Annotated in this window: 16 protein-coding genes and 1 tRNA gene; 5 read left to right on the forward strand and 12 right to left on the reverse strand. The window is 41.3% G+C overall.

All coding sequences use genetic code 11. The annotated features are described in order from the left end of the window. Together AsFPU1_RS19855 and AsFPU1_RS19860 are read left to right on the forward strand one after the other, a co-directional pair. On the forward strand, positions 1 to 5140 hold a 5140-nt coding region (locus tag AsFPU1_RS19855; protein WP_125061175.1), incomplete at its 5' end, for a cadherin-like domain-containing protein. A gap of 452 nt (positions 5141 to 5592) precedes the next feature. After that, positions 5593 to 5679 (forward strand) — tRNA-Ser (locus AsFPU1_RS19860). Positions 5680 to 5868: 189 nt separating this feature from the next. On the opposite strand, the gene nblB is transcribed toward AsFPU1_RS19860, so the two are convergent. Next, the gene (nblB, locus tag AsFPU1_RS19865) at positions 5869 to 6528 is read right to left on the reverse strand and encodes a phycobilisome degradation protein NblB (protein ID WP_124975869.1); all 660 of its coding nucleotides are present in this window, start codon (positions 6526 to 6528) and stop codon (positions 5869 to 5871) included. Positions 6529 to 6627: 99 nt separating this feature from the next. On the opposite strand from nblB, the gene AsFPU1_RS19870 reads away from it, so the two are divergent. Further along, positions 6628 to 7062, forward strand: coding sequence for a YggT family protein (locus tag AsFPU1_RS19870; RefSeq protein WP_124975867.1), 435 nt, complete (start codon positions 6628 to 6630; stop codon positions 7060 to 7062). A 119-nt stretch (positions 7063 to 7181) separates the two neighbouring features. Here the strand turns inward: AsFPU1_RS19870 and AsFPU1_RS19875 are convergent, their stop codons facing one another. The 9 genes from AsFPU1_RS19875 to AsFPU1_RS19915 form a co-directional block, all read right to left on the reverse strand. Beyond that, a complete protein-coding gene (locus AsFPU1_RS19875; protein WP_124975865.1) occupies positions 7182 to 8753 on the reverse strand; it encodes an oleate hydratase in 1572 nt (523 codons plus the stop codon). A gap of 149 nt (positions 8754 to 8902) precedes the next feature. Beyond that, the gene (locus AsFPU1_RS19880; RefSeq protein WP_124975863.1) at positions 8903 to 10555 is read right to left on the reverse strand and encodes an alpha-amylase family glycosyl hydrolase; all 1653 of its coding nucleotides are present in this window, start codon (positions 10553 to 10555) and stop codon (positions 8903 to 8905) included. 121 nt (positions 10556 to 10676) lie between these two features. Beyond that, a complete protein-coding gene (locus AsFPU1_RS19885; RefSeq protein ID WP_124975861.1) occupies positions 10677 to 10829 on the reverse strand; it encodes a lmo0937 family membrane protein in 153 nt (50 codons plus the stop codon). Positions 10830 to 10881: 52 nt separating this feature from the next. After that, positions 10882 to 11382, reverse strand: a complete 501-nt coding sequence (locus AsFPU1_RS19890; RefSeq protein WP_124975859.1) for a CsbD family protein — start codon at positions 11380 to 11382, stop codon at positions 10882 to 10884. Positions 11383 to 11620: 238 nt separating this feature from the next. Then, positions 11621 to 11803: a CsbD family protein gene (locus AsFPU1_RS19895; RefSeq protein WP_124975857.1), complete on the reverse strand. Its 183-nt coding sequence runs from the start codon at positions 11801 to 11803 to the stop codon at positions 11621 to 11623. 272 nt (positions 11804 to 12075) lie between these two features. Continuing rightward, positions 12076 to 12231 (reverse strand): YqaE/Pmp3 family membrane protein, encoded by a 156-nt coding sequence (locus tag AsFPU1_RS19900; protein WP_124975855.1) that lies wholly within the window; start codon positions 12229 to 12231, stop codon positions 12076 to 12078. Between the two features lie 67 nt (positions 12232 to 12298). Continuing rightward, positions 12299 to 12481 carry a CsbD family protein gene (locus tag AsFPU1_RS19905; protein WP_124975853.1) on the reverse strand — a complete coding sequence of 61 codons (183 nt, stop codon included), beginning with the start codon at positions 12479 to 12481 and terminating at the stop codon, positions 12299 to 12301. Positions 12482 to 12758: 277 nt separating this feature from the next. Then, positions 12759 to 13478, reverse strand: coding sequence for a sterol desaturase family protein (locus AsFPU1_RS19910; protein ID WP_227873559.1), 720 nt, complete (start codon positions 13476 to 13478; stop codon positions 12759 to 12761). A gap of 163 nt (positions 13479 to 13641) precedes the next feature. Further along, positions 13642 to 13773 (reverse strand): BON domain-containing protein, encoded by a 132-nt coding sequence (locus AsFPU1_RS19915; RefSeq protein WP_124975851.1) that lies wholly within the window; start codon positions 13771 to 13773, stop codon positions 13642 to 13644. 234 nt (positions 13774 to 14007) lie between these two features. Here AsFPU1_RS19915 and dapB point away from each other — a divergent pair, with 234 nt between their 5' ends. After that, complete coding sequence (gene dapB / locus AsFPU1_RS19920) at positions 14008 to 14835, forward strand: 4-hydroxy-tetrahydrodipicolinate reductase (RefSeq protein WP_124975849.1); 828 nt, start codon at positions 14008 to 14010, stop codon at positions 14833 to 14835. A 105-nt stretch (positions 14836 to 14940) separates the two neighbouring features. Here the strand turns inward: dapB and AsFPU1_RS19925 are convergent, their stop codons facing one another. Together AsFPU1_RS19925 and AsFPU1_RS19930 are read right to left on the reverse strand one after the other, a co-directional pair. Beyond that, positions 14941 to 16122 carry a DUF4336 domain-containing protein gene (locus tag AsFPU1_RS19925; RefSeq protein ID WP_124975847.1) on the reverse strand — a complete coding sequence of 394 codons (1182 nt, stop codon included), beginning with the start codon at positions 16120 to 16122 and terminating at the stop codon, positions 14941 to 14943. Positions 16123 to 16152: 30 nt separating this feature from the next. Further along, the gene (locus tag AsFPU1_RS19930; RefSeq protein WP_124975845.1) at positions 16153 to 16482 is read right to left on the reverse strand and encodes a hypothetical protein; all 330 of its coding nucleotides are present in this window, start codon (positions 16480 to 16482) and stop codon (positions 16153 to 16155) included. Positions 16483 to 16636: 154 nt separating this feature from the next. Here AsFPU1_RS19930 and AsFPU1_RS19935 point away from each other — a divergent pair, with 154 nt between their 5' ends. Beyond that, positions 16637 to 18952 (forward strand): heavy metal translocating P-type ATPase, encoded by a 2316-nt coding sequence (locus tag AsFPU1_RS19935; RefSeq protein ID WP_124975843.1) that lies wholly within the window; start codon positions 16637 to 16639, stop codon positions 18950 to 18952. Positions 18953 to 18998 lie beyond the last annotated feature (46 nt).

The raw sequence follows: 18998 nt of genomic DNA on the forward strand, positions 1-18998 counted from the left end.
AACGGGGTCTGCTCCTAGCTTGACCCTTGAGGCCACCAACCCCTTCGGACTGACGGATGTAGCGGATTATGCTACCCCCACCTTTGCTGATATCGATGGGGATGGGGACTTGGATGCTTTTGTGGGTGAATTGTTCGGCAATACCATATTCTACCGCAACACGGGAACGGGGTCTGCTCCCAGCTTCACCCTTGAGGCCACCAACCCCTTCGGACTGACGGATGTGGGGTATTTGGCTACACCCACCTTTGCCGATATCGATGGGGATGGGGACTTGGATGCTTTTGTGGGTACTGTTGAAGGCAATACCCTGTTCTTCGAGAATATTGCCCCTACTACCCCAGTTAATAATGCCCCCACAGGTTCACCCACTGCCACTTTAAGCAACACGAATGAAGATACACCTATCACGATTACAGCAGCTGACTTATTAGCCGGGTTTAGCGATGTAGATGCTGGTGATACCTTATCCGTAGTCGGTTTAACTTCCAATAACGGCACTTTAGTTGATAACGGTAATGGGACTTATACTTTCACCCCAACTGCTAACTTTAATGGTGCAGTTAATCTAACCTACGGTGTGAGTGATGGTACGGCAACCTTAGCCGGTCAAAGTCAAACCTTCTCTGTAACGCCCGTTAATGATGCTCCTGTTGGTTCACCAACTGCTACTTTAAGCAACACGGCTGAAGATACAGCCATTATCATCAATACGGCTGACTTATTAGCCGGTTTTAGCGATGTAGATGGTGATAACCTCTCATTTGTTAACTTAACTGCTGATAACGGTGCATTGGTAGACAACTTTGATGGGACTTATACCTTCACCCCAACTGCTAACTTTAATGGTACTGTCACCCTTACCTACGGTGTAACTGATGGTACAGTAACCTTAGCCGGTCAAAGCCAAACCTTCTCCGTGACTGCGGTTAATGATGCACCAACAGGTGATACCATATTCAAGTCTTCTCAAACCAACCCCTTGGGACTGACAAATGTGGGGTTTCGTGCTGCCCCCACCTTTGCCGATATCGATGGGGATGGGGACTTGGATGCTTTTGTGGGTGAATTGTTAGGCAATACCATATTCTACCGCAACACGGGAACGGGGTCTGCTCCCAGCTTCACCCTTGAGGCCACCAACCCCTTCGGACTGACGGATGTGGGGTATTTGGCTACACCCACCTTTGCCGATATCGATGGGGATGGGGACTTGGATGCTTTTGTGGGTGAGCGTTTCGGCAATACCGTGTTCTACCGCAACACGGGAACGGGGTCTGCTCCCAGCTTCACCCTTGAGGCCACCAACCCCTTCGGACTGACGGATGTAGTGGGTTATTCTACCCCCACCTTTGCTGATATCGATGGGGATGGGGACTTGGATGCTTTTGTGGGTGAATTGTTAGGCAATACCGTGTTCTACCGCAACACGGGAACGGGGTCTGCTCCCAGCTTCACCCTTGAGGCCACCAACCCCTTCGGACTGACGGATGTGGGGTATGTGGCTACACCCACCTTTGCTGATATCGATGGGGATGGGGACTTGGATGCTTTTGTGGGTGAGCGTTTCGGCAATACGACATTCTACCGCAACACGGGAACGGGGTCTGCTCCCAGCTTCACCCTTGAGGCCACCAACCCCTTCGGACTGACGGATGTGGGGTATGTGGCTACACCCACCTTTGCCGATATCGATGGGGATGGGGACTTGGATGCTTTTGTGGGTGAGCGTTTCGGCAATACCCTGTTCTTCGAGAATATATCGGGTGTTAAAGCTACTTTAAGCGATACTGCTGAAGATACAGCCATTATCATTTATGCGGCTGACTTATTAGCCGGGTTTAGCGATGTAGATGGTGATACCTTATCCGTAGTCGGTTTAACTTCCAATAACGGCACTTTAGTTGATAACGGTAATGGGACTTATACCTTCACCCCAACTGCTAACTTTAATGGTACTGTCACCCTTACCTACGGTGTAACTGATGGTACAGTAACCTTAGCCGGTCAAAGCCAAACCTTCTCTGTAACCCCCGTTAATGATGCTCCTGTTGGTTCACCAACTGCCACTTTAAGCAATACGGCTGAAGATACAGCTATCACGATTACAGCAGCTAACTTATTAGCAGGGTTTAGCGATGTAGAGGGTGATACCATCTCAGTTGTTAACTTAACTGCTGATAACGGTGCATTGGTAGACAACTTTGATGGGACTTATACCTTCACCCCAACTGCTAACTTTAATGGTACTGTCACCCTTACCTACGGTGTAACTGATGGTACGGCAACCTTAGCCGGTCAAACCCAAACCTTCTCTGTGACTGCGGTTAATGATGCACCAACAGGTGATCCCATATTCAATTCTCCCCAAACCAACCCCTTCGGACTGACGGATGTGGGGTATAATTCTGCACCCACCTTTGCCGATATCGATGGGGATGGGGACTTGGATGCTTTTGTGGGGGAAAGATACGGCAATACCGTGTTCTACCGCAACACGGGAACGGGGTCTGCTCCCAGCTTCACCCTTGAGGCCACCAACCCCTTCGGACTGACGGATGTGGGGAATAATTCTGCACCCACCTTTGCCGATATCGATGGGGATGGGGACTTGGATGCTTTTGTGGGTGAATTGTTCGGCAATACCCGGTTCTACCGCAACACGGGAACGGGGTCTGCTCCCAGCTTCACCCTTGAGGCCACCAACCCCTTCGGACTGACGGATGTGGGGAATAATTCTGCACCCACCTTTGCGGATATCGATGGGGATGGGGACTTCGATGCTTTTGTGGGGAACTCATACGGCAATACTATATTCTACCGCAACACGGGAACGGGGTCTGCTCCCAACTTCACTCTTGAGGCCACCAACCCCTTCGGACTGACGGATGTGGGGATTTTGGCTAAACCCACCTTTGCGGATATCGATGGGGATGGGGATTTGGATGCTTTTGTGGGTGAATTGTTCGGCAATACTATATTCTACCGCAACACGGGAACGGGGTCTGCTCCCAACTTCACCCTTGAGGCCACCAACCCCTTCGGACTGACGGATGTGGGGTATGTGGCTACACCCACCTTTGCCGATATCGATGGGGATGGGGACTTGGATGCTTTTGTGGGTGAAACGTTCGGCAATACCCTGTTCTTCGAGAATATATCGGGTGTTAAAGCTACTTTAAGCGATACTGCTGAAGATACAGCCATTATCATTTATGCGGCTGACTTATTAGCAGGGTTTAGCGATTTAGATGGTGATACCTTATCCGTAGTCGGTTTAACTTCCAATAACGGCACTTTAGTTGATAACGGTAATGGGACTTATACTTTCACCCCAACTGCTAACTTTAATGGTACTGTCACCCTTACCTACGGTGTGAGTGATGGTACGGCAACCTTAGCCGGTCAAAGCCAAACCTTCTCTGTAACGCCCGTTAATGATGCTCCTGTTGGTTCACCAACTGCTACTTTAAGCAATACGGCTGAAGATACACCTATCACGATTACAGCAGCTAACTTATTAGCAGGGTTTAGCGATGTAGATAGTGATACCTTATCCGTAGTCGGTTTAACTTCCAATAACGGTGCATTAGTCAACAACGGTAATGGGACTTATACTTTCACCCCAACTGTTAACTTTAATGGTACTGTCACCCTTACCTACGGTGTGAGTGATGGTACGGCAACCTTAGCCGGTCAAAGCCAAACCTTCTCTGTAACGCCCGTTAATGATGCTCCTGTTGGTTCACCAACTGCTACTTTAAGCAATACGGCTGAAGATACACCTATCACGATTACAGCAGCTAACTTATTAGCAGGGTTTAGCGATGTAGATGGTAATACCATCTCAGTTGTTAACTTAACTGCCAATAACGGTGCATTAGTCAACAACGGTAATGGGACTTATACTTTCACCCCAACTGCTAACTTTAATGGTGCAGTTAATCTAACCTACGGTGTGAGTGATGGTACGGCAACCTTAGCCGGTCAAAGTCAAACCTTCTCTGTAACGCCCGTTAATGATGCTCCTGTAGGTTCACCAACTGCTACTTTAAGCAATACGGCTGAAGATACACCTATCACGATTACAGCAGCTAACTTATTAGCAGGGTTTAGCGATGTAGATGGTAATACCATCTCAGTTGTTAACTTAACTGCCAATAACGGTGCATTAGTCAACAACGGTAATGGGACTTATACTTTCACCCCAACTGCTAACTTTAATGGTGCAGTTAATCTAACCTACGGTGTAACTGATGGTACGGCAACTTTAGCTGGTCAAAGCCAAACCTTCTCTGTAACACCCGTTAATGATGCTCCTGTTGGTGTTAACGACACTGCTACCACTGCCTTCAATACTGCCGTCACTATCCAAGCTAGTACCCTACTGGCTAATGATACCGATGTTGATAACAGCGTCTTGAGTATCACTGGTGTCAGTGGTGTCACTAACGGCACTGCGGTACTTAACAATAATGGCACTGTCAGCAACACCGCAGATGATTATATTGTCTTTACCCCAACTACTGGATTCAGTGGTAATGCCAGCTTTAACTACACCCTCAGTGATGGTAGTTTGACTGGTACTGCTGCCGTTACGGTGGCTGTCGGTAGCAGCATTACAGGTACTAACCAATCAGATAACCTGGTTGGTGGCAATGGTAACGATATCCTCAACGGTGGCAATGGTAACGATACCATCTACGGTGGTAATGGTAACGATATCCTCGACGGCGGTAATAGCAACGATACCCTCTATGGTGGTAGCGGCAACGATACCCTCTTAGGCGGTAATGGTGACGACCTGTTGTATGGGGATGGCTTCTTAAATGGCGGTATTGGCAACGATGTCCTCAACGGCGATAATGGCAAAGATACCCTTTATGGTGGTCTTGGCAGTGATACCCTCACCGGTGGCAACGCTCAAGATGTATTTGCCTATACTGGTGGGGATGGTTCTGATACCATTACTGACTTCGTTAAGGGTCAAGATAAAATCGGACTGTATAACGGTTTGAGCTTCGGGCAACTGAATTTCTCAGGAAACACTATTCGGGTGGCTTCCACTAATGAAATTTTGGCAACCCTGACTGGTATTAATACCACGACCCTAACTGCGGCCGATTTCGTCAACATCTAGGATTACAGGCTGTTCTGGTTCTTGGTGGGGCATAGATTTTGCCTCACCCTGAGCCGTATTTCTGTACCCGTGATGTGTCCTACTCAAATCTTGCACCTGATAAGCTGTTAAGCATATAAATTGCTAGTTGAGATTGCAGGGAAGCGCCGGAGCAAAGGGAGCACCGGAGAAGGAGTTTAAGCTTTTGTACTAAACAACTAAATACCCTGTTTAAATGCGTCTTAGCTTATCAAAAACCCGATTTAACCCTGTAGGGGCATAGCATTAACAAATTCTAACAAAAATGTTTGATAAACCCACCCTCCCCTGTTAAATTAATTTGCTTTAACTGCTTAACTCTCAGGGTTTAGAATGTCTAAATGCCTTAATAGTAAAGGGTTTCAGACAATTTCCTAAAAAAACTTGCCAGAATAAGGACTTTTATTGTACAATTGATGATTGTGACCCCATTTGGAGAGGTGGCCGAGCGGTTGAAGGCGCAGCACTGGAAATGCTGTTTAGGGGTAACTTTAACGAGGGTTCGAATCCCTCCCTCTCCGTTAAACTAGATTATACAAGCCTTTGAGCCATTATGAATTCATAATGGCTTTTGAAGATCGGTCTACAGATTGGTTGAAAGGTAAACCCTATAATAATCAAATACATGGCAATATAAATATGGTTAATATATATTAGCTAACGTAAGTGATTCTTCTCTACAAGTTTAATATAATTGTAATGATAATCAATTAATTAAGATTTTCTTGAGCTTCTTTGGCTACTTGTTCAATAGGATCTTTTGTTAATTCTTTGAGAGTTTTTTGTGCTTCTTCTCCCCCTAATCTTCCTAATGCTTGAACCAGTCGATAACGAATTTGCCAGTCTTCATCATTGACCAATTTAACGAGTATGGGAAGACATTGAGCATCGCCTAATTCACCTAAAGCACTAACCGCAGCAATTCTTACTAAATCATTATCAGATTGTAACGCTTCTTGGAGTAATTCAATCCCTCTGGGTTCTCCTAATTCTCCTAAGGTAGCAATGATACTTAATTGTAATAACCAATTAGATGTTTGATAATAAATTTCTCGCAAATCGTCATAAGCTTGAGTTAATTTTAAACCACCAATAGCATCTGCGGCCGCCCCTTTGACATCATTGTCGGGATCATTTAGTAAGCGATCGCGTAATAACTTTAAAGCGATGACTAAATCTTGTTTTCCCAAGGGATCTAACTGACTGACGGCCGCATAGCGTACTCGTTCATTAGTATCGTTGACTAAGGGTTGAATCAGGGTAAATGCCACTTGTGGATCAATGCGACGCAATAAATTGACCCCTTGGAGGCGATCGCCAAAATCACTAGAATTAAGCAGGGGTTGTAATGATTCGGAGGTAATAGTCATGCTTAAGTATCTTTAAAGGTACGATTGCTTATTATATCTTGGTTGGTCTCTTAGTAAAATTAAAGTTAAGATTGAGACAAAAGTAACTAGGCGATAATAATGAATGAAAATCCTCAAAATCACCCAAACTCTTCAGAAAAAAGTGAGGTCTACAATGAGATCCAACGTCAGCAAGATTTACAATTACAACAAGAAGAACTCAGACTCAGACAAGAAGAACAGCGACTCGAAAAAGCTAGACGGAATATGATCGTTAGCCGTCTTTTAGGGGGGATATATTTTTTAGTTTCCGCCTTAGAAATTCTCTTATTACTACGCTTTCTCTTACGATTAGCAGCAGCGAATCCTGATAATTTATTGTCTCAAATAATTTACAGTTGGTCAAACGTATTTATTGGGCCTTTTATTAATCTTTTTGGGGAACCTTCTATGAATGATCATGTCATCGAAACGAATACCATTGCTGCTATGATTATTTATGGACTATTAGGTGTATTAGGGGGACGAATTATTGAAATTTGGCGAGATAAATAATAGACTCAACTGGGATAATCACAAATCAAACAACACGAGGAGAACATCAACGATAGATTGCATCATTAATTGTGACTCGAAAAAACTCACTTAACGATCCATTTCTATTGAGACGAAACTTATTTAAACGCTTTGATCAAAGCCTCAAACTCCACTCGCAGTGATTTGTCATGAGCCGAGATGGGCGGAATCTGGTAATCTATACTTAAAAATTGATAGACTGCTATCTGAGCAGCCCGCACCGAATACTCGACCGTAAAGACGACATCATCAGGAATTTCGACAAACTGGCTGATAAAAGCGAGGTTTTTCGAGCTATGAGGAATCGGCAAGGGTCGATCCATTGGTAAACGAGGCATAAACATACTGGTAATGTAGGGCATTCTGCAAGGAATACAATTAGCCGATTCCACCACATCAAAATCAAATCGCAAATGACCACAGAGTTCTCGAAGAATTTCTTCACCGTTGCAGTCGCTCATCGGTTTAGCGACAAAATTACCCACTTTATCGGGAAAAAGGGCATATCCCCAAAAGACCTGAATATCGGCCGGCTGATTGATAAAATGTGGTTGATGTGCTAACACGATGGACATTAGCCAATTTGAGTCTTTAAAGGTGACGAGTCCGCCAGTTCCGGGTTGATTGCCACTAAATTTGATGATTTTGTCGAAGAATGAGGGGGTTTTAAGGGTGACAGTGAAAGATTCCCAGCAAGACTCAGCAATACTGCTGTTAAACGCCGAAGGATTCCCGAAATCTGGGTTTTCGGCTGCCAGTTTTTCCCACAAACTCCAACTTTTGCAATGCTGTTTGGTCAGCTTTTTGGGTGCATTCGTCATTGACCCCAAACTTGAAGCATCGGTCATAGAACCGTTTTGCAAAAAAACAAAATCCCCATCTTTAACCGAGAGGGTTTTACTTTGACCATTCTGCTGATATTGAATACCTGTCACAACTAACTTACCTTTTTCCTTGTTGTGATCAAGATCCGTCACCTGACAATCTAGGATAAAATGGACATCTTGGGCTGCCAGCCAACTCTGGAGCGGTAGAACTAAAGAATCATACTGATTATAGATGGTTCGCTTAACTCCCGCGAGGGTTTCAATGCGAGAGAATTCGAGCATAAAACGATGCAAATAACGCTTGAATTCAACGGCACTATGCCAGGGCTGGAAAGCAAAGGTAGTAGACCACATATACCAGAATTCTGTCTCGAAAAATTCAGGGGAAAGCCAATCTGTGATACAACTAGCCCCCAATTCATCCTCATTAGCAAGGCTTAGTTTGAGCAATTCTAGACGATTTTGCCGAGAAAAGCCCATTGAACTCACAGCTACTTTTGCCCTGCGACTATCAACCAGACGCGCCAGACAATTTGACTGGTGCTGCTCATTAAAATCCATTGTTTCGTCAAATACCGTTTTACCCGGTGAATTTAGAGAGGGGATGGACTTGAAAAGCTCCCAAGTACATTCGTAATTGTCGGTCGTCAACATCCGTCCCCCCCGCATGGAATAACCGTCTACAGGGTTTCCTATTCCGTCTAAACTTCCCCCCAGTATAGGCTTTGCTTCTAGGACAAAAATATTTTCGCCCCTGAGGCCACCGTCTCGAATCATGAAGGCTGCGGCGGCTAAAGAGCCGATACCACCACCCAACAAATAGGCATTAGATTTCTGATTCATGTCAATTAATTCTCCAATGAGTTTGGTTTAATAATGTTTTACTTGTCTTACGATATGGTCTGTTAGTGTTTGAAATCAAGAATATTCAAGGGTTTAAATATTGTTAGAATTGTCTCAATTGTGATAAAAATTTAGACTGCATGATCACATTACTGCCAGAGGAAAACCTTGGCCTCATATTCTGACAAATCAGTCATGATATTGTTATCATCAGTCTCCACCTCATAATTATGTGTCCATTCATGCCAAGTACCATTAGCAGGAAAATTCGTCACTCGATAACCGGCCAAGAAATTATCTGAGAAATTGGCAATAACCACTATGCGCGAACCTTCTTCATTCCAACGGCAATAGGCCAGCACTTGCGTCTCTGGATCTTCGTGAAAAAAGTCGATGTTTTCATGGTAAAAGGCATGATTATTCTTCCGTAAATCAACCAAACCCTTATAGTATTCAAACAGGCTGTGATTGGAATCATTATCTAATAAACTCCAGTCAATTTTAGCTTGTTCAATGGTTTTAGACTTATATTCCCCAAATTCTTCACCCATCCAGATCATGGGTACACCAATAGCCGTCATCATGAGTGCGGCTCCGAGTTTAGCTCGTTTAAAAGCCGAATCATCAAATATCCCTCGATTGGCAAATTCCGTCATTAAATGATTATGGTCATGATTCGTCAGATAGTTGACTACATTGGTAACACCCATAAACCCCTGACGTTTGCAGTCTAGTACATTTTTAAGTTCCTCAATGTCAAAGCGATCGCCACACAAATGGGCGACAATGCAATGATAAAAACTTTCATGCCAGCAACCATCCATAGGACCATCAAAACCAGTAATGCTGCTATCTTCAGGAACATATTCGGCAATATTGTAGAATGGCTTAGAACCGGCCACAAGTTTTGTTTCTTCAACAATCCAGTGCATGAAATCATAATTACCAATTTGTCGAGCAGCATCGTAACGAATACCGTCAGTGTGATACTCCTCAATCCAAAAACGCACATTATCACCGATAAATTTACGAGCCGGATAAGTACCTAATTTTTCGTCGTAATGTTCGTAATTGAATTCTGGTCCCCAACTATATTCGGGATCTTTAGGCTGATGACAATACCAGTAATCGTGATCAATCTGAGTCAGGGGACTAGCAGATTCTGAGTGATTATAAATGCTGTCGATTAACACGCGAATCCCTCTAGCATGACATTCATCAATCAGGTGTTTAAGATCTGCGGTGGAACCATAACTGGTTTCTGCGGCAAAGAAATGGCAAGGATTGTAACCCCAACTATACTCACCAGGAAACTCTTGTAAAGGCATGAGTTCGATGGCATTAATTCCCAAATCACAGAGATAATCGAGTTTTTCGAGAGCGTGTTTAAATTTTCCTCGCCGATTCTGATCGGGTTCACCCCCCGAAAAGTCGGCAATGTGCATCTCATAAATCACTAAAGCATGATCCGGAGGCAAGGGTTTGTCATCGTGTTGCCAAACGTAAGTATCAACAATGGGTTGGCCATTTTTAATCCGCAGAACACCATTTTGAGTTGAACGATCAACATCAGTGGCATAAGGATCAACAATATCTACCCATTGATCGGGTTCCAAAAACCAGCTTTTTGACTGAACTCGAAATTTATATTGATAAATACCGTCTGTTAGTTCAACTTTAGTTTTGAAGTTGCCTTGATCATCTTTTTCCATGGGGATTTCTTCCCAGTTAGAAAATGAACCAATCAATGAGACTGCCTTATTATAGGGAGCAAACAATTCAAATTCAATTGGGTTTATCATATTTTTCATTCTTCAAAAGAAGACGTTCTCCAAATATTTGTTAACTAGTAAATCTACCTTGTCCGACTAATTAGCTTATTTACAAGGCAATTTTTAGCTTGCAAATAAGCCAAAATGCTTATTAAATGCGTCGTTTGAGAAGTAGGTTATAGACAATACCAATCAGCACCAAAACCAAAAGAATGTGGATTAAACTACCACCAATGTGAATGGAGAATCCTAATAACCAGAAGACGAAAAGTATAACAACTGCAGTCCAAACGAGATCAAACATAATTTACTTTTCTGTTCAGATAAAAGTGATTTAGATGTTATTTAATCGAGCTTTAATTAAAGATGCCTTGAACACCCTCTTTCACATCTTCTACTGCATTACGAACTTGACTTTCGGTTTGTTTAGCTTTTCCAGCAAATTGATCTGCACGATTCCCTGTAATATTACCTTTCGTTTCTTGAACTTTGCCTTCAATGTTTTTGGTAACAGCTTTTGCTCTCCCTTGTAACTGCATTTTGTCTTTCACATCTTCTGCTGTATTACGAGCCTGACTTTCAATTTGTTTGGCTTTTCCCATCATCTGATTTTTGGGATCACCAGTGATATTGCCTACTGCTTCTTGAGTTTTACCTTCAATATTTTTGGCTGTTGCTTTTGCTTTTCCGAATCCCCATATAGCTATTAGTTGAGTATCAGATGGACTGATAGATGAGATGGAAGAAGTTCCTGCCCAACTATTCGTAGTTCCAAAATCAAAAGCTATAGTAATTGCCAACATTATAGTTAAAATTATGGTGACAAAAAATAGACGGATCTGTGTAAAAGAAATCATTTGTTTAAGCTCCAAAAAAGAATTTGATATATCAATGATAATTTACAAAGAATCATATTTTGAACAGTCTAAATTATCAAGATTATTGAAGGAAGAAAAGGTAAAAGAAAAAAGCATTATTATTCATCTTTTACCCCTTCCCCTTGGCTTTGTATCTAATTAAATTACAAAGGTCTAATTATTGCTCAGCAATGGTGTATGCGAAGTATTTTTTGACAGAAGTGTAAGAAATAATTGACTAATCAACTATTTTTTTTGCTTCATCTTTTACATCTTCGATAGTGTGACGAACCCTTGCCTCTACCTGTTTTTGCTTACCCTCTGACTGAGTTTTGGGATCGCCAGTGAGATCCCCTGCTGCTTCTTGAAGTTTGCCTTCAATATTTTTGGCGGTTGCCTTAACTCTATCTTTTAGACTCATGATTTACTCCTGATTGAATTAATTGAATTTGAGGTTTTAGGAATGTCCTAACCGTTCCTGCGGTGCTAAGCTTAGACGCATTTAGTTTGTCTCATTGGGTTAGCCACAGCAAGGGTTTGTGATGTGGAAAAATGCAGGTTAAATGCGTCTAAGCTTATATCATTGAAGATTTCAGCTATTGCTAGTTACAGAGGAAGAATGACTTGAAATAAATGAGTTTTGATTGAGACAAGCGAGTTTTATTTATAAACGGGTTTGTTGAGAGCTTGATCTCATTTAACGATCGCCCAAACTGCATGGATGCTGCCTGGAATCCAACCGAGTAAGGTCAGCGCAATATTGATAAACAATGTTGAACCAACCCCAAAGGCCAGGAAAACACCGACAGGCGGAATCAGAATGCCAAGGGCTATATGCAGTAATTTCATCGTTTTAAATCCTCTGTGTCACGGCAGTGGCAAAGCCGTCTTGGCCCTCGCCGTGACAAATGACCTGCTAGTCAATAATCTTTTTGACATCATCTTTGACATCTTCTACAGTGTGACGAACCCTTGCCTCTGCCTGTTTTTCCTTGCCTTCTGACTGAGCTTTGGGATCGCCTGTTAGATTGCCTGCTGCTTCTTGAACTTTGCCTTCAATATTTTTGGCAGTTGCTTTGGCTCTATCTTTTAAACTCATGATGTGTTCCTTATTGAATTGTTTATTGAATTGTTTATTGAATTTATTGAATTTAAGGACTATTTACATAAGTCCTCTTAACAACTTTTTTCATGTTTTTATTATAACACATAAATTACTGATTTTACCAAATAATTTACAATAAGCAATAAATTTTTGAAAAAGAGAATATATTAATATTATGTTTAATAAAAGCTTAATATTAAGTTAATCTTTGGCAATTTTTCTGGCTTTTTTAGTTAAATTTTGTGGCAGGCCGCATCTTGCCTGTAAGATACTAAATACCAAGTTTCTTCTCATAATCGGGATCTTGAGTGCCGAGTAGTTTGTCCCAGAAGGTGAAATATAGACCGTAATGTAGGGTGTACTTGAGATGATGAATGGAATGATGGGCCGGCCCAATAAACCACTTACCCAGCCAATGGTGAGGAAATGATAGGGGCAACCGATCAATCCCAAGATGATTTAACACGGCCCAAATCGTCATGGTAGTAAGTACCGCAATTAACGTAATAAAATGAAGTGGGACGACAAAGACGATACCGACCAGAAAAAGCGACTGAACGATCGCTTCTGGTGGGTCAAAAGCAAAAGAAGTCCACGGAGTAGGGCAACGTGAGAGGTGATGTCCCTGATGTAACCAGGGAAATAGTGACGGATGATGAAATAAGCGATGGGTAAAATAGAAATAGGTATCCTGAAGAACTAAAACTGCCCCATAACTTACCCCTAAATACCACAGCCCATACTCTTCAGGATAGCTGTATAAGCGTGTAATACCCCAACCGTACACTGACAACATGAAGGCTGCCACCAGCGCAAACACCCCCGCAGAAAGAATAGAGAGTTTAATATCCCGTTGAATTGATAGCCAAGAAGGAGAATGAATTCGTAAATTGTGCTTAGCAAAAGATTGACCTAATGGCCAATAGAAGAACCAATAAGTCCCCCCCGCTACCAGAAAATACCTTACCAGAATAATCCCAAAAAACGCCATACCGTAAAACAAAAATGAGTGATCTATCACATTATCTCCCATTTCCAATCTTCCAATTCCGGCGTTGCTGAATCAAAAGACCTCTTGCGAAAGTCAAAAATATAATTAATCATCATAAATTTTTCGTCAATTCTTATCCTTATTTCTTATTGTTTATTAATTATTAAGTTACTTTAGCAAGTTGAATCTGTTGCAGTTCCTCTGGTGTGGCAGCAGTACCCGATATAGTCACTTCACCATTTTTTACCTCAACTATCAATTGATAGTTGAATAGGTTATTGTTAAACTTCGTCAAGATTTCCTTAAAGTAAATAAATTAAACATTCAAAATCAACGAATGTCCTAATCAAGGCAAGTTGTCAAATTTTGTATTTTCCTTCACTTAATGCCTATAAGTATAGCATTTTTTTCTACCAGTGTTTAAAATTAATACAAAGCTTAATATAGCGTTTGGTGAATCAGCAACGCCCTTAATTTATTTCCTCGATGTATAATTGCTCAGAGCGTATTCTAAGGAGAAATTAACAATATGACCACTGAATCTCCAATTCCTGTAGTAGTCAATGGTGCGGCTGGTAAAATGGGACGGGAAGTCATTAAAGCCGTCTCTGGGTTGTCTGATATGATGTTAGTGGGGGCCGTTGATCGTAACCCTCAATATCGGGGCCAGGATGTAGGAGAAGTTGCCGGATGTGGCCCCTTAGAAATCCCCATTGTCGATGATCTCCAAAGTATTTTAGTATTAGCTACCCAAGAAAAGGTACAAGGGGTAATGGTAGACTTTACCCATCCTGACGGGGTTTATGAAAATGTGCGAAGTGCGATCGCCTATGGAGTACGTCCAGTCGTCGGGACAACCGGGTTAACCACCGAAAAACTACAAGATTTAGCCGAATTTGCGGAAAAAGCTAGTACAGGATGTTTAGTCATTCCTAATTTTTCTATTGGTATGGTGTTATTACAACAAGCTGCCGTACAAGCGTCTCAATATTTTGATCATGTAGAAATCATTGAACTTCATCATAACCAAAAAGCAGATGCTCCGAGCGGAACAGCCATTAAAACAGCGCAAATGTTATCAGGGTTAGGCAAAACTTATAATCCTGCTTCTGTGGTGGAAAAAGAAACTATTCCAGGGGCAAAAGGGGGTTTAGTTGGGGATAATATTCGTATTCATAGTGTACGTTTACCCGGATTAATTGCCCATCAAGAGGTTATTTTTGGGGCCCAAGGGGAAATTTATACCCTTCGTCATGATACCAGCGATCGCTCTTGTTATATGGCGGGTGTGCTTTTGTGTATTCGCAAAGTAACTCAATTACAATCTTTAGTGTATGGATTAGAAAAAATTCTCTAATTAAACACTCCAAATAGCCTAATAAAAACCTGCGTAGGCAGGTTTTGTTTGTATAGCTCAACCCTTTAGGGTTTGAGCCTATTTTCATCTTACATTACACCGCCCTCACTTTGCGGGGGGAGTAATACCCGTTTTAGTCAATTTTTCCCCTAATTCTCGAATTAGTTGAAAATCGGCTGTATTGAGTTGAGAATTATCCCCTCGGAGGAAATCAAACCCCTGTCGAAATTGATCAGCCTCAGCGTTTATAGGGGCCTCAAAATGACAAGGAATAATCCGTTTAAACCCCCATTTAGCCACTTTATCAGCCCAAGTTAACACTTGTAGAGGCCCGCGATTAAAAATTACCCCTTGTAAAATAGGAGCAACCAATAAACCGTTATTTTGTCCTAGTCGATTAAACGAATTAGTCCATTGTTCCTTCCATTGGAAAGGATACAGCCCAAAATAAGCTTTTTGGGAACGGTCAGGAGCTTTTTTCGCCTCTTGTAAGACAGTATCCCATTGAGGCACTTCTAAGGCTCCAGGACGAAAATAAAGGGCAAATAAGACGATTCTTTGCCATCCCTTACGACGATTTGCCGGGGTATCTTCCATCACCTCTAAAGCATGATCTCTAGCATGAAAAAGTAAGGGATAGGGGTCTATTTGAACACTATTAGGAGGAGTTTCGGATACTTTAATAATAGAGTCAGTGACTAATAAAGTCCGCGATCGCTTGTGAAACAAGGCCACTTCTTCAAAAGGGCCAAGTCCTAAATTAATCGGCCCTAAGATTTCGTAATCAAATTCATCCGCAAAAGGGGCCAGATGACTATTTAAGGGTAAATTCCGAGTACGACCGAAAGGAAACCCCAACCAACTTAAAGGAAGATTAAGAGGGAAACTCCACTGATGAGGGGCCACAAATACTTGTGCTTGGGGGAAACACCGCGCAAAAGGGCCGACAAAAACTTTGTGTTCTATCCCTGAAACCGTAGGTAAAATAATATATTTAACGTCCCCATGTTGAGCTATTAACTCATTCATCAGACGGACACATTCGGGAGTAGGTGCAACAGGTGCATAAACTAGCAGTCCCCCTGACTCTAGCTTAATCACTGTCATGCGAATGGGAACCACTACATAGAGAATGCCTTGTATTTGTTCAAACGTCCAGATACTATCTTCGATGATCTCTTGACGGAGGGTACGTCGTTGACCATAGGGATAGAGGGGAACAACGGGCCAAAAAGGCCAAGATAAATCTCTCGAATGATGGTGTTGTTCTTGTGTGTTATTCCCCATTCTCGTCTCTAGATAATCTCTGTTTAATTTCTAAATATCTTCCAATTGTTGATTAGACTTTGCCTGTGCTATTTTTAATTTTAAGACTCCACTTAATCCGGCCATCCCCAAAACAAAAAAGATAGTTAAGGGTTGAGGTATAGCTGTAAATTCTTGAGAATAGCTGACATTAACTGCTGTGGGATTGATTGAGACTAAATAGTTTTTGTCTATTGACTCAGATGAGACTGTATCTGAAGTATTGTCCGATACTTGGTGATTTTTTAAAGGAAGATTTGAACCGAAAACTAACTGACTCCCTACGGTAAAAAAAAGAGTCGTTGCTAGGGTTAGATTAGCTAAATTATGTGTTAAGTTCATTTGAGGTTAAAACTGTCTTTAAGCCGAATTGTATGTAAGGGTTCAGGGGAAGCCCTGATTCTTTATGAATGCTTTAGATTTAAGCCATCTTGAGGATGACCCAATACTTAAGTATTGGGGTTATAATAAAATATAATGACCTCAAAATCAAGAGATGAAGACTCATATTGTTACAAAATACCCCAAAGTAGAACAAGATTTACAACAAACCCTCCGCTTGGAAGGAATGGGATGTGCTGCTTGTGCAACAAGTATTGAAACAGCGATTAAAAAAGTATCGGGAGTCACAGACTGTCAGGTTAATTTTGCCTTAGAAAGAGCAACAGTAAAGTACTATCCCAATACTACTATTTTAGAAACAATTCAAGAAGCTGTCATCAAGGCAGGTTATCAAGCTTATCTTTTAGAAGATATTGAAGATAACAATAACCTAGATACGGAGAAAAAAACTAGAGAAGCTAAACAAAAGGAACTAACTCACAAAGTTATTTTAGGCACTGTTATTAGTTTAATTTTGGTAAGCGGTTCTCTATCAATGATGACCGGATTGTCTATTGCTTTTGTTCCTCACTGGTTACATAATTCTTGGATACAATTAATACTGAGTTTACCTGTAATTATTTGGTGTGGACAATCTTTTTATACAGGTGGGATAAAAGCTTTAAAACGTCGCACTTCTGATATGAATACTCTAGTTGCATTGGGTACTGGTGCAGCCTTTTTATATTCTATTTTTGCAACTTTATTTCCTAATTTTTTTACTTCTCAAGGATTAAATCCTGATGTTTATTATGAGGCGGCTGTTGTTATTATTACCCTAATTTTATTAGGAAGATTATTAGAAAACAGAGCCAAAGGCAAAACTTCAGAATCAATCCGTAATTTAATGGGATTAAAAGCAAAAACCGCCCGAATTATCAAAAAAGGAGAACCCATCGATATTCCCATTGAAACAGTGCAAATCAATGACATTATTTTAGTGCGTCCAGGTGAGAAAATTCCCGTCGATGGAGAAATAATTCAGGGGTCATCTACTATTGATGAATCGATGATAACAGGAGAATCCATTCCGGTAAAAAAACAACTAGGAGACGAAGTAATTGGAGGAACAATTAATAAAACAGGTAGCTTTCAATTTCAAGCCAAACGGGTAGGCAAACAAACTGTTTTAGCTCAAATTATTAAATTAGTTGAAGAAGCCCAAAATAGTAAAGCCCCTATTCAAAAATTAGCAGATAAGGCGATAAGTTGGTTCGTTCCAGTGGTGCTAATTATTGCTATTATTACCTTTATTATTTGGTTTACTTTAACCAGTAATATAACCCTGGCAATGATCACAACTGTAAGTGTTTTAATTATTGCTTGTCCCTGCGCCTTGGGTTTAGCTACCCCAACTTCTATTATGGTCGGTACAGGAAAAGGTGCCGAAAATGGTATACTAATTAAAGGGGCCGATAGTTTAGAATTAGCTCATAAAATTCGAGCCGTTATTCTAGATAAAACTGGAACCCTTACTCAAGGAAAACCCACTGTTACTAACTATGTTACCCGTCAAGCTATAAGGAATCATAATGAATTAAATCTCTTAAAATTAGCCGCCGCAGTTGAAGAAAATTCTGAACATCCTTTAGCAGAAGCTATTGTCACTTATGCTCAATCTCAAGGCATATTAAATACAGTCAAAACTATACAGGAATTTGCCGCATTAGAAGGTAGAGGAGTGCAAGGAAAAGTTGAGAATAAATTAATACAAATTGGTACTAAACGTTGGCTAGAAAGTTTAAATATTGACACTCAACCTTTACAGTCTCAAGGACAAGAATGGGAAAGTCAGGCTAAAACCACTGCTTGGATGGCAGTTGATGGTCAAATTGAGGGATTATTTGCGATCACAGATGCTCTTAAACCTTCCTCAAAAGAAGCAATTAAAGCCTTAAAAAAACTTGGCTTAGAAGTTATAATGTTAACCGGAGATAATCAAAAAACTGCGGAGGTAATCGCCGATCAAGTAGGAATAAATCAAGTATTTGCAGAAGTTCGTCCCGATCAAAAAGCAGAAATTGTCAAACAAATTCAACAACAATCTAAAATTGTAGCTATGGTAGGAGACGGAATTAATGATGCTCCTGCTTTAGCCCAAGCTGATGTAGGAATTGCTATTGGAACAGGTACTGATGTCGCCATATCTGCTAGTGATATTACCTTAATTTCAGGAGATTTACAAGGCATTGTCACCGCGATTCAATTAAGTCGGGCTACCATGAATAATATTAAGCAAAATTTATTCTTTGCTTTCGTTTATAATATCTTAGGCATTCCCATTGCGGCCGGTATTTTATATCCTGTATTGGGAATTTTACTTAATCCTATGATAGCCGGAGCAGCAATGGCCTTTAGTTCGGTTTCTGTCCTATCCAATGCGTTACGCTTACGTCAGTTTAAACCCATGAACAAAAATAATGTATTCTAGTCCAGTGTAGTTGAAAATTAAGACAATCAAAATGAAGAAAGCTGAT

Source organism: Aphanothece sacrum FPU1, from assembly GCF_003864295.1.
GTDB classification, from domain to species: Bacteria; Cyanobacteriota; Cyanobacteriia; order Cyanobacteriales; family Microcystaceae; genus Aphanothece_B; species Aphanothece_B sacrum.